Raw genomic sequence first — 12,082 nt, 5'->3', positions numbered from 1 at the left:
GCTACGCGCACCGCTGGTGCCTACGTTATCGAGCCGGGCGCGGGCGGCGGAAACGCCGCCCGCAGTGCGGACACCACCCGGCCCCGGCCCCGTCGTCCCCCGGTCCGGCCCGCGACGCTGCGGGCCTCAGGCGGGCTGGGTCGCCGCCGCGATGCGTTCCGCGCGCAGCGCCTCGTACCACTGGTCGTCGACCGGCGGCAGCGCCCTGACGTCCATCGCGAGCTTGATCAGCATGTCCGCGATCTGCGGGTTGCGGGCCATGACGGGGCCGTGCATGTAGGTGCCGAAGACGGTCTCGTTGTACGCGCCCTCGGTCCCGTCGCCGGTGCCGTTGCCGTTGCCGAAGCGGGTCCGGGCCAGCGGCCGGGCCGCCTTGCCGACGTGCGTGACGCCCTGGTGGTTCTCGAAGCCGGTCAGCGGGGGCAGGCCGAGCTCGGGGTCGATGTCGGCCAGCACGTCGCCGACGCAGCGCGCGCCCTCGCCGCGGACGCTGACCACGTCCAGCAGGCCCAGGCCCGGCTCGGGGCGGCCGAGGTCGTTGACGAACTCGTTGCCGATGATCTGGTAGCCGGCGCACACCGAGAAGACGATCGCGCCGTTGTCGACCGCGCGGTTCAGCCCGCCGTCGCGGCGCAGCCGCTCGGCGGCCAGCCGCTGCGGGCGGTCCTCGCCGCCGCCGATCAGGTAGATGTCGCCCGAGGTCGGGATCGGCTGGTCGGACCGCACGTCGATCCGGGTGACCGGCACCCGCCGCTGGCGGGCCCGGCGCTCGGTGACCAGGACGTTGCCCTGGTCACCGTAGGTGCTCAGCAGGTCGGGGTAGACCCACACCAGACGCAGGCTGGAGTCGCTCACAGCGTGTTCTCCTGTCGAAACGGGTCTTCGGTCAGTTGCCGACGCGGCGGCGGAGGTCCTGGAAGGCGGTGTAGTTGGCGATGGCCTCGATCCGGCCGGCCGGCGAGGAGCCGACCGCCTCGTCGAAGTCACGGCACACCTCGAACTGCAGCCCCGCCACCTCCAGGCGGACCGCGAGGTCCAGCTTGCGGTCGCCGACGACCCGGATCGGGTGCCCCGCCAGGCGCGTGTAGTCCACGTCCCAGAGCCACGAGGTGTCCGTGCCGTCCGCCGACCGGGCGTTGACGGAGAGGATCACCGGGGTGGGCGGTCCGTCGATCAGGGAGAAGGTCTCCAGCCAGCCGGCCGGGTTCTTCGCCAGCAGCAACCGTACGTCACGGCCCTGGAACTGCACCACGTCGTAGCGGCCGGCCACGGCCTGCACCTTGTACATCCGCTCCAGGGCGACCTTGGGGTCGACCCCGAAGGCGGCCGCCGCGGCGGCGGACACGGCGGCGTTGGACTTGTTGGCCCGGCCGGGCAGCTGCAGCTGGATCGGCCACGCGGACCCGTACGGGTCGATCACGTGGTCGCCGGAGAGCGCCCAGGTCGGCGTCGGGCGGCGGAAACCGCACTCGCCGCAGAACCAGTCCTCGGCGGGCCGCTGCAGGACACCGCCGCACGAGGGGCAGGACCAGGCGTCGTCCTTCCACTCCTGACCGGCCGCGACCCACACCACGGTCGGGCAGGAGGAGGCGGCCCAGGTGATCAGCGGGTCGTCGGCGTTGGCGATGACGACGGCGTCGGAACCGGCCAGGCCCTCGCGCCACTTCTCGGCGAGCATGCGGGTCTCGGCGGCGCGGTCCAGCTGGTCGCGCGAGAGGTTGAGCAGGGCGATGGCCTTGGGCTTGACGTCCCGGGCCACGCCGGCCAGGTACTTCTCGTCGACCTCGATCACCCCGTAGCGGGCCTCGGACCCGCCTGCGAGCGCCGAGGTGATGCCGGCCGGCATGTTGGCGCCCAGGGCGTTGGAGACGACCTCGCCGTTGGCGCGCAGCGCCTCGGCGAGCAGCCGCGTCGTGGTGGTCTTGCCGTTGGTGGCCGAAACGAGCACGACGTCGAGATGGGTCGCCAGCCGGGCCAGCAGATCAGGGTCGAGTTTCAGCGCCACCCGGCCGCCGATCACCGATCCGCTGCCGCGTCCCGCCGCCCGCGACACCGCCGCCGCGGCCTTGCCCGCCGTCACGGCCAGCTTCGCCCGCGGCGACAGTGGCTCTGCGTTGCCTGCCATCGTCTCCACATCCTCCTCGCGTCCGGCCCCGCTCGCTCCCCGGCCGTCGGCCGGCGGGCGCGCGCCCCGGGCCGTTGCACCGGCCGGAAGGCATCGGTCGCCGATCAGCCTATCCACTTCCCCCACCGGCGCTGAAACGAGCCGCCCCCGTACGCTGACCGGCATGCGACACGCCCCCATCCCCGGCAGCTCCGGGATCGTCCGCCCGATGCGGCTGCTGGGTGATCCCGGGCTCCGGGAACCCTGCCGTGACGTGACCGTCTTCGATGCCGAACTCGCCTCCCTCGTAGAGGACTTGTTCGCCACGATGTACGCGCACGACGGGGTGGGGCTGGCCGCGAACCAGATCGGCGTACCGCTGCGGGTGTTCGTCTTCGACTGCCCGGACGACGAGGACGTCCGGCACCTCGGGTACATCGTCAACCCCCGCGTCGTCCACAACGACGGGGTCGTGGTCACCGGTGAGGAGGGCTGCCTGTCGCTGCCGGGCGTCCACGCGGGCACCGCCCGGCACGACGAGACCGTCGTCGAGGGCGTCGACGGGGACGGCCGGCCGGTGCGAATCGAGGGCACCGGGTTCTTCGCCCGCTGCCTCCAGCACGAGTGCGACCACCTGGGCGGCGGCCTGTTCGTCGACCGGCTCACCGGCCTGCGCCGTCGCCGCGCGCTGCGCGCCGTCCGCCGTGCCCCCTGGGCGCCCGGCACGGGCGCTTCCCAGGGGGACTGACACGTCCTAAAGACGCGGCGCGCCCGGGCGGTCGCCGACGGCGGCGAGGCGGCCCCACAGCAGGTCGGCGAGGTGCCGGACGAGGGCGTCACGGGCGACGGGGCGCTCGCCCAGCCACCAGTCCCCGGCCGCGTGCATCATCCCGACGATGCCGTGCCCCCACACCCTGGCCGCCACCTGGCCCTCCGGGCCGAGGTCGAGCCGCTCGGCGATGACGTCGGCCAGCTCCTCGCCCATCCGGCGCAGCACGGGGGCGGAGTGGCGGCCGATGTCGAAACCGCGGTCGGCGTCCGGGGCGTGCTCGGCGGGGTGCATCAGGAAGCGGTAGACCTGCGGCCGGGCCTCGATGGCCGCGAGGTAGGCGTCGAGCGTGGCCTCCACGCGGTCGCGGCGCTCGTTGGGCGCGTCGAGCGCGGCGCGCAGGTTGGCGAGCAGGGCGTCGGTGTGCCGTTTGGCCAGGGCTCGGTAAAGACCGCTCTTGTCGCCGAAGTGGCGGTACAGGATGGGCTTGGTGATGCCCGCCTCGGCGGCGATGGCGTTCATGGACGCCTCGGGGCCGTCCCGCAGCACGACGCGTTCCGCGGCCTCGAGGAGTTCCTTGCGTCGCTCCTCCGCCGCGGATGTCGTCCGCTGCTCCGTCCGCTGGCTGGTGTCCACACGAGCCTCCCCGCCCGTTCGAATTTCCCCGCGCCTGCGCAACGTAACACCCCCGGTCCGGTTGACATCCCTTACCGACCGGTAACACACTGTGGGTTACCGTAAGTAACAAGCACGTGGAGGGGACGATGGGCGACTTCTCGCTCGAGCTCGGCGACGACCAGAAATCGGTGCGTGACTGGATCCACGGCTTCGCGGCCGACGTCATGCGCCCGGCCGCGGCGGAGTGGGACGAGCGCGAGGAGACCCCCTGGCCGGTGATCCAGGAGGCCGCCAAGATCGGACTCTACTCGCTCGACTTCTACGCCCAGCAGTACTTCGACCCCACCGGCCTCGGCATCCCGATCGCCATGGAGGAACTCTTCTGGGGCGACGCCGGCATCGGCCTGTCCATCGTCGGCACCGGGCTGGCCGCCGTCGGCGTGCTGGCCAACGGCACCGATGAGCAGATCGGCACCTGGATCCCGCAGATGTACGGCGACGTCAACGACGTGAAGGTGGCCGCCTTCTGCTCCTCCGAGCCCGACGCCGGCTCCGACGTCGGCTCGATGCGCACCACCGCCGTGTACGACGGCGCCAAGGACGAGTGGGTCCTCAACGGCACCAAGACCTGGGCGACCAACGGCGGCATAGCCAACGTCCACGTCGTCGTCGCCGTCGTCGACCCGGAACTCGGCTCCAAGGGCCACGCCTCCTTCATCGTGCCGCCGAACACCCCCGGACTGTCCCAGGGGCAGAAGTTCAAGAAGCACGGCATCCGCGCCTCGCACACCGCCGAGGTGGTCCTCGACGACGTACGCGTCCCGGGCAGCTGCCTGCTCGGCGGCAAGGAGAAGCTCGACGAGCGCCTCGCGCGCGCCCGCGAACGCGCGCGGGGCGGCGAGCGGGTGAAGAACGCCGCCATGGCCACCTTCGAGGCCTCCCGCCCCGCCGTCGGCGCGATGGCGGTGGGCACGGCCAGGGCCGCGTACGAGGTCGCCCTCGACTACGCCATGACCCGCACCCAGTTCGGCCGCCCCATCATCGACAACCAGGGCGTCGCCTTCCAGTTGGCCGACATGCGCACCCAGGTCGACGCGGCCCGTCTGCTGGTCTGGCGCGCCTCCTGGATGGCGGTCTCGGGCAAGCCCTTCAGCTCGGCCGAGGGATCGATGTCCAAGCTGTACGCGAGCGAGACGGCGAAGAAGGTCACCGCCCAGGCCATCCAGATCCTCGGCGGCAACGGCTTCACCCGTGAGTACCCGGTGGAACGCATGCACCGGGACGCCGCCATCTACACCATCTTCGAGGGCACCAGCGAGATCCAGCGGCTCGTCATCGCCCGCACCCTGTCGGGCATGCCCATCCGCTGACCCCGCCCCGCCCCTCCACCGCCCTCTCCCTCCCCGGCCCGCCCGGGCACCGCGGACGACCGCCGGTGCCCGGACCGGGTGGGGCATCACCGCGCCGCCCGGCCGAGGCCGGTCCGGCGGAGGCGGGCCGACGTCCGCCGCCGCGTCTCCCGCGACACCATCGCCCGCCGTTCGCGCTCCGTCGTACCGCCCCAGACGCCTTCCACCTGGCCGGCGTCCAGGGCCCACTGCAGGCACTTCTCCACCACGGGGCAGCGGCCGCACACCGCCTTGGCCTGGTCGATCTGCCCGTACGTCAGGGACCCGGTCCCCACCGGGAAGAACACCTCCGGGTCCTCGTACCGGCACCGGGAACTCTGCCGCCAGTCCATCGTGCGTCTCCTCGTTCGTGTGGCAGTCGGTGTGCGCCACGGGCGCGGATCCAGGTTTGCGTTCCTCACCCGGTTCCGCGGTCGGCCGGCGTGCCGTCGGCACCGGAACGGGCGGCGTTCCTCAGGTAACGGGGAACGGCGGTGGCGCGGGACCGCGAGCCGAGGAAAGCGGCGATCTTGTCCGGACTCCAGACCCACATCAGTTGGTGGATGCCCTCCGGCGACACGGCCAGGTTCAGGAACGTCAGGGGTTTGCCGTTCCTGAACGTCATCGCTCCGGAAAGCCCGTTGGCATCGAGGAACCGCATGTCGTCGCCGCTCCAGAATCCTGGGTTGGCGGTGACCAGGTTCGTCACCCGCTCGGGACCGACGACGGGGACGCGGGCGGCACCGCGAATTCCGTTCCCGTCGGAAAGGCTGACGACATCCGGTGCGAGCAGCGTCTGCAGCATGGCGAGATCGCCGGTTTGCGCCGCCGAGACGAAAGCCTCGAGAAGACGCCGGTGTTCGGCGGTGTCGACGGTCTCCCTCTGTTCGGCTTCCAGGTGTTTCCGCGCCCGGCTGATGATCTTCCGTACATTGACCACGGAAAGCTGGAGTATCTTTGCTATCTCGGCGTATTCGTAATGGAAGGCCTCACGGAGCACGTACGTCGCGCGCTCCGCCGGGGTCAGTCTCTCGAGCACCAGCAGCAGCGCGAGTTCCAGCGCTTCCGCGCGCTCCGCGCCCACGTACGGGTCGGCACTGGTGTCGATGGGTTCGGGCAGCCACGGCCCGATGTAGGTCTCGCGGCGTACCCGCGCGGACTGTCCGACGTTGATGGCGAGACGGGTCGTGACGGTGGTCAGGAAGGCCGACGGATTGTTCACCGCCGAGCGGTCGGTCTTCTGCCAGCGCATCCACACTTCCTGGACGACGTCCTCGGCCTCGACGGCACTGCCCAGCATGCGGTACGCGATACCGAAAAGACGTGGCTGCAGTTCCACGAAAACCGAAACGGCCTGATCAAGGGTATTCGTCTGGGGGGACGTCTCAAAACACATGGTTCTGTTGTCTCCGTTCCTCCCGTCGCGCAGTCCGGCCACGCGACCAGGTGCCTACCGTTCGTCACACGCAGCTTCGGGAGCCTGCTTCACCGCATGTCGTCGGAATACCGTCGAAGCGCCGTCGCGGTTGTGTATCGCAGGGCTCGTTGAGTTGCGTCGGATTCGGCAGTCACCGGAAGCCACGGCCTGCCCCCATCGCATCCATGTGATAGACCAACGAAGACCCGGGCCTGTGACAGGACGGCCGGACATGTACCTTTCCTTCGATTCGCGGTATTTGGACGCCCTGATAGGTATACGTCCGTCGATGTCAGTCGACGCGGACCCGGCGGTGGCGTTGCCGGATCGAACCCCCGGGCCGGTTCCATGCGCGTAGTTTGTCGGGATTGAGTACGGACCAGATGTGCGTCACGTGGTCGTCGGCGATGCCGAGACTGATGACCGCGGCCACCTGGTGGTCGTAGCGTGCGACCAGACCGCTGCGTCCGTTGACCGCCTGGGTGGTGAGCACCGTGCGGGGGCGCGGTGCCAGCAGGGTCAGCAGGCTGCGGGCGACGTACTCGGCGCCGTACGCCGGCCGCACCAGAGCGCGGACCTTGCCGCCGCCGTCGAAGAACGCCGTGGCGTCGGGGGCGAGCAGGGACGCCAGGCGTGCCGCGTCATCCGCCGCACAGGCCTGCCGGACGGCATGCGCGATCGTGTCGTGCTCCGCCGGCGTGCCGGCACGTGACCGCTGGAGCGCGAGCGCCACGAGTGCCGCCGGGGCGTGGCCCGCCCTGTCCGCGGCGTCCGTGCCGGTGCCGGGGAGGGCCGGACCGTTCGCCCGGCGCCCGTCGGGATCGGCGGGCCGGGCCAGGCAGATCTCCCAGGCGACCTTCGTCAGCCAGGAACGGGGTGCCCGGATGTCGATCCGTGCCGCGTCGGACAAGCCGTACCAGCGACGGTAGGTCTCGTCGACGACGCTCTCCGCCTGACTGCCGCTGCCCAGCATCCAGTAGGCGACGTCCAGCAGATGCCGCCGCTCGTCGATCAGTTCGCCGATCGGCACCGTCTCACGTGCATGATCCATGGAGCACCCTCCCTCCCGCGGCACGCGGCGCCCCGCCGCGACGCCACGGCACCGGTGCCCGGCCGGTGTTCCGTGGAGACTGCGACCAGCACGTTTCCTCGATGGCGGGCAGTGGCCTGGGCGACGTCGAAGACGAAGGTTCTCGCACGGGGCTCTCTTCTTTTCCGTCGGGCTTCTCACGGGTTGACAGCTTGACCGGAGATCGACAGACGGTGTGACACCGTCTTCGGAATGCCGCGGACGATGGGACGCGCGTCGGTTCTCCCGGCGGGGCCGGTTCACCGGCCCGGGCGGGACCGGGCGGGTGGGGGCTGCGCGCTCGGCACAGCCCCCACCCGCGCCCTCGTCGCCGCCGGTCGCGCCGCGGCAACCTTCCTCGGGCGTGCCGGACGGACCGGCTCACATCCCCTTCAGTGAGTGGGAGTTCCGCTGCGGCTGGACGATATCCGGCGCGAGATCCACCGGACCGTGCGGCGCGGAAGGTGACGCGTGAACCAGATCAGCAGCCGGTAGCGGAAACCCGGCATGGAGATCACGCGGCCGCGGCGGACGTCCCGCAGCGACGTCTCGACCAGGCGGTCGGCGTCGAGCCAGAGGAACTCAGGAATGCTCGACGACCGGATTCCGGCGCGTTCGTGGAATTCGGTGCGAACCCACCCCGGACACAGGGCCGTCACGGTCACGCCCGTGCCGTGCAGCTCGTTCGCCAGCCCTTCGGTGAGCGAGGTCACGAAGGCCTTCACGGCCGAATAGCTTCCCATCGTCACGAAGCCGGCCGTGCTCGACACGTTGACGATCGCGCCGCGTCCCCGCTCCCGCATGGCCCGCCCGGCGGCGCCGGACAGCACCAGCACCGCACGGGCCATGACCTCGACGGCCCGGTCGTGCGGGGTGGTGTCCGCGGAGGTCACCGGCGCGTGCACGCCGAAACCGGCGTTGTTCACGAGCATCCCGACGGGACGGGCCGGGTCCTGCAGCCGCGCCGCGACACGCTCGACGTCGGCGCGGTCGGACAGGTCGGCGGGCAGCACCTCCACGGAGCGGCCCCGGGCCTCGAGCTCGGCCCGCATCAGGCCCAGCCGGTCCCTGTCCCGCGCCACCAGGACCAGGTCCCAGCCGCGGTCCGCCAGCGCACGTGCGAACGCGGCGCCGATGCCCGACGTCCCACCGGTGATCAGTGCGATTCCCATGCGCACAACGGTAGGTGGCATGGAAACACACGCGACACCGGGTGTTGTCGGCCGGCGTTGAACCGGGCCTTCCGGAGACCGTTTTCGCTGGTCGAAGACGGTGCGAAGGCAATCAGGAGATCCCGGCGCCGGCCGGTTCTCCGCGACGGCGAAGTACACCGTGTCACAGGAAGGGTCCGGGAGGTGTCTTCAAAGGGGAGCACATCGGGTGCTGCCCGGAAGCGCGGTCACCGGGAACAGGGGATCGCGACGGCTCACGGAGGGCCGGTCCAGGCGGGAATTCCAGGTGATCGAGGAGGTACGGCACAGTGAGGGACAGGGATTCGACAACCGGATTCGACGTGCGGGAGTTCGCCCGCACGGCGCACGGAAGTCACCGCGCGACGCTCGACCTCGAGTCGTTCTCCGACGAGCCGCTCGACGCGGAATCGGTCCGCCTCGTCCGGGCGCTGCGCGACATCGAGGGTGCGACCCTGCACCGTGTCCGGGACCTGCTCGTCACGGCGACGCACAAGGACGCGCGGGTCACCGCCTTCCTCACCACCTGGATGTTCGAGCGGTTCTGGATCGCCGACGCCCTCGACGCGATCCTGGAGAGTTCCCCCGCCGCCCGCGACCTCCCTCCGAGCACGGGTCCGGCACGGTGGGCACTGGCGGAGCGCCGTGAGCGCCGCGGCCCGATCCGCCGTTCCCTCATCGCCAACATCACGGGTCCGGACGTCGTCGCGGAACACGTCACGACGGGACTCGTGGACGAGTGGATCAGCTGCGCGGCCTACCGGCGGCTGGCCGAGGCCTCTCCCGCGATGGCGTCCGTGGTCGCCCCGGTCATGGAGATCAAGCAACGCCACATCTCCTTCCTCGCCGAGGAGGCCGAGCGGCGGCTGCGCCGTTCGGCCCGGGCCCGGCGCATCACCCGCCGGGCCCTGCGGTCCGCCGCGTGGCCGCTCGGTTCGGTCGCCCGCTCACGACACGAGCGCACCTTCTTCGAACGCCGTGTCTTCGGTGACCGCAGCGGACGGGCCGAGGCGGGCCGTATCCGCGCGATGGTCGCCGCGCTCCCCGGCATCGGTACCGATGTCGCATCCACCGTGGAATCGAGGCTCCTCCCATGACAGCGCGCAGTGCGACGACCGAACTCGGGTCCGCCCACGTCCTGTTGACCGGTGCCACCGGCTTCGTCGGGCAGGCCGTGCTGGAGCGGCTGCTCAGCGACCACCCCGCCACCCGCATCGCGCTCCTCGTACGGGGGAAGGGCAGCCAGACCGGGCAGGACCGGTTGCGGCACCTGCTGCGCAAGCCGGTGTTCAAGCGCTGGCGGGACGCCGTGGGAGCCGAGGCGGCCGAACGTGCCGTCCGTGAGCGGATCACGGTGCTCGACGGCAGCATGACCAGCGTCCCCGAGCTGCCGTCCGACCTCGGCGTCGTCATCCACTCGGCGTCCACCGTCTCCTTCGACCCGCCCATCCACGAGGCGTTCGACACCAACGTCAACGGCACCGTCAGCCTCTACCAGGCCCTGCTCGCCTCCGGATCGGACCCGCACGTCGTCCACGTGTCGACCTGCTACGTCGGCGGACTGCGCCGCGGCGCGGTGCCCGAGGCCAGGCTGGAGCACGACGTCGACTGGCGCGTGGAATGGCGCTCGGCCGCGCAGGCGCACGAGCGCACCGAGCTCACCTCACGGGAGCCGGCGATGCTGGAGCGCTTCATGTCCCGGGCCCGCGGGCGCCACGGCAAGGTCGGCCCGACCGCGGCCGCCCGCGCGAGCGAGGACGGGCGGTGCGAGTGGGTCCGTTCCCAACTCGTCGACGCCGGCCGGCGTCGTGCGCAGAGCCTGGGCTGGACCGACGTGTACACGCTGACGAAGGCACTCGCCGAACGGGCCGCGGAGGAACTGTGGGGCGAGGCCGGGCACCGGCTGTCGGTGGTCCGTCCCTCGATCATCGAGAGCGCCCTGCGGCATCCGTTCCCCGGCTGGATCGACGGCTTCAAGGTCGCCGACCCGCTGATCTTCGCCTACGGCCGCGGCCAGCTGCCGGAGTTCCCGGGCCTGCCCGACTCGATCCTGGACGTCATCCCCGTCGACTTCGTCGTCAACGCCATCCTCGCCGCGGCGGCCGACCCGGCCCCCGCGGACGCCCCCGCGTACTTCCAGGTCGCCTCCGGAGCCTCGAACCCGCTGCCCTTCCACCGCATGTTCGGCAACGTGCGGGAGTACTACACGCAGCATCCGATGCCGAAGGGCGACGGCTTCGTCGAGGTGCCGGACTGGAAGTTCGCCGGCGAACGCAAGTTCAGCCGCGGGCTGCTGCTGGCGAGGAAGAAGGCCGACGTGACGGACCTCGCCCTGCGGCTGATGCCGAACAGCGACCGCAGGAACGAACTCGCGACCGCCAACACCAAACTGCGGGCCGACCTCGCCACCCTCGGCAACTTCACGGACCTGTACCGCGCGTACGCACAGAGCGAGATCATCTTCGACGACCGCAACACGCGGGCGCTGCACGACGCCCTCCCCGCCGAGGCGCGCGAGGACCGCGGCTTCGACGTGAAGGGCATCGACTGGGAGGAGTACCTGCAGAAGGTGCACCTCCCCGCCATCGACGAGCTGACGGCGGCCTACCGGCGGCGGAAGGAGAGCCGGCAGCCGAGCGGCGGCACGCGACGCGAACTGCCGCAGCGCACGGACGTGCTCGCCGTCTTCGACCTCGAACGGACGGTCGTCGACTCCAACATCGTCGAGCAGTACCTGTGGATCAGCACCCTGGGCCTTCGCAAGTCGGTCTGGGCCGCGGAGGCCGCGGACCTGCTCGCCTCGCTGCCCGGCTACCTGCGGGCCGAGAAGCGCGACCGCGGCGAGTTCATCCGTTCCTTCCTGCGCCGCTACCGCGGCCTGCCCGTCGCCCGTCTCGAGGAGATCGTGCAGCGCGGCTACGCCGGCATGATGCTGCGGCGGACGAGCGCCGCGGCGGTCGAGCGCATCCGTGAGCACCGTGCTGCGGGTCACCGCACCGTCCTGGTCACCGGCTCCATCGGGCTGCTCGCCGCGCCGATAGCCGGCCTGTTCGACGAGGTCGTCGGCAGTTCGATGCACGAGAGGGACGGCGTGCTCACCGGCTACCTGGCCAAGCCGCCGCTCGTCGACGAGGCGCGGGCCGCGTGGCTCGTGCAGTACGCCAAGGACGGGGGCTACGACCTCGGCGCGTCCTACGGCTACGGCGACAGCCATTCCGACCTCGCGTGGCTGTCCCTGCTGGGCAAGCCCTCGGCGATCAACCCCGATGCCGCGCTGGCACGTGAGTCGCACCAGAGGAACTGGAACGTCTACCGCTGGAAGTGCGGTTCGGGCGTGCACCACGACGCCGTCACGGCGGGGGCGGCCCGTGCGGCGCGCCCCCGGAGGACGCCTTAGGCCGTGTCGTCACATGCCCTCCCCCAACCTTCGGCCGGGGGTGCCCCCACCCCACGGCTCCCCCAGCTGCGCTGGGAGGTGCCCCCAGGCACGGCGCTCCCCCAGCTCCGCTGGGAGGTGCCCCCACGCT

11 protein-coding genes are annotated in these 12,082 nt (G+C 71.3%); 4 read left to right on the top strand and 7 right to left on the bottom strand.

Features of this window, described 5'->3' with window-relative positions; translation table 11 throughout:
- Positions 1-126: 126 nt before the first annotated feature.
- Positions 127-855 carry a type 1 glutamine amidotransferase gene (locus ACFZAU_RS18690; RefSeq protein WP_499600669.1) on the bottom strand — a complete coding sequence of 243 codons (729 nt, stop codon included), beginning with the start codon at positions 853-855 and terminating at the stop codon, positions 127-129.
- 31 nt (positions 856-886) lie between these two features.
- Positions 887-2,125 carry a MurT ligase domain-containing protein gene (locus ACFZAU_RS18685; protein WP_500464201.1) on the bottom strand — a complete coding sequence of 413 codons (1,239 nt, stop codon included), beginning with the start codon at positions 2,123-2,125 and terminating at the stop codon, positions 887-889.
- A 163-nt stretch (positions 2,126-2,288) separates the two neighbouring features.
- Between ACFZAU_RS18685 and def the strand changes: the two genes are divergently transcribed.
- The gene (def, locus tag ACFZAU_RS18680; RefSeq protein WP_500553053.1) at positions 2,289-2,852 is read left to right on the top strand and encodes a peptide deformylase; all 564 of its coding nucleotides are present in this window, start codon (positions 2,289-2,291) and stop codon (positions 2,850-2,852) included.
- 6 nt (positions 2,853-2,858) lie between these two features.
- Here the strand turns inward: def and ACFZAU_RS18675 are convergent, their stop codons facing one another.
- Positions 2,859-3,509, bottom strand: coding sequence for a TetR/AcrR family transcriptional regulator (locus ACFZAU_RS18675; protein WP_499600666.1), 651 nt, complete (start codon positions 3,507-3,509; stop codon positions 2,859-2,861).
- 128 nt (positions 3,510-3,637) lie between these two features.
- Here ACFZAU_RS18675 and ACFZAU_RS18670 point away from each other — a divergent pair, with 128 nt between their 5' ends.
- A complete protein-coding gene (locus ACFZAU_RS18670) occupies positions 3,638-4,861 on the top strand; it encodes an acyl-CoA dehydrogenase family protein (protein ID WP_500553052.1) in 1,224 nt (407 codons plus the stop codon).
- 86 nt (positions 4,862-4,947) lie between these two features.
- On the opposite strand, the gene ACFZAU_RS18665 is transcribed toward ACFZAU_RS18670, so the two are convergent.
- The 4 genes from ACFZAU_RS18665 to ACFZAU_RS18650 form a co-directional block, all read right to left on the bottom strand.
- Positions 4,948-5,232: a WhiB family transcriptional regulator gene (locus ACFZAU_RS18665; RefSeq protein WP_500553051.1), complete on the bottom strand. Its 285-nt coding sequence runs from the start codon at positions 5,230-5,232 to the stop codon at positions 4,948-4,950.
- Positions 5,233-5,297: 65 nt separating this feature from the next.
- A complete protein-coding gene (locus ACFZAU_RS18660) occupies positions 5,298-6,275 on the bottom strand; it encodes an RNA polymerase sigma-70 factor (RefSeq protein WP_500553050.1) in 978 nt (325 codons plus the stop codon).
- Positions 6,276-6,588: 313 nt separating this feature from the next.
- On the bottom strand, positions 6,589-7,347 hold the full coding sequence (locus tag ACFZAU_RS18655) for a sigma-70 family RNA polymerase sigma factor family protein (RefSeq protein WP_500553049.1): 759 nt from the start codon (positions 7,345-7,347) through the stop codon (positions 6,589-6,591).
- 410 nt (positions 7,348-7,757) lie between these two features.
- Entirely contained in the window at positions 7,758-8,537 is a 780-nt protein-coding gene (locus ACFZAU_RS18650) for an SDR family NAD(P)-dependent oxidoreductase (RefSeq protein ID WP_500553048.1), read from the bottom strand.
- A 308-nt stretch (positions 8,538-8,845) separates the two neighbouring features.
- On the opposite strand from ACFZAU_RS18650, the gene ACFZAU_RS18645 reads away from it, so the two are divergent.
- Positions 8,846-9,652 (top strand): hypothetical protein, encoded by an 807-nt coding sequence (locus ACFZAU_RS18645; protein ID WP_500553047.1) that lies wholly within the window; start codon positions 8,846-8,848, stop codon positions 9,650-9,652.
- Complete coding sequence (locus ACFZAU_RS18640) at positions 9,649-11,952, top strand: SDR family oxidoreductase (RefSeq protein ID WP_500553046.1); 2,304 nt, start codon at positions 9,649-9,651, stop codon at positions 11,950-11,952. The genes ACFZAU_RS18645 and ACFZAU_RS18640 overlap by 4 nt, the downstream gene beginning before the upstream one ends.
- Positions 11,953-12,082 lie beyond the last annotated feature (130 nt).

Source organism: Streptomyces sp. NPDC008238, from assembly GCF_042956445.1.
In the GTDB taxonomy this organism is placed as follows: Bacteria; Actinomycetota; Actinomycetes; order Streptomycetales; family Streptomycetaceae; genus Actinacidiphila.
This window is presented reverse-complemented; position numbering and strand designations above follow the sequence as displayed.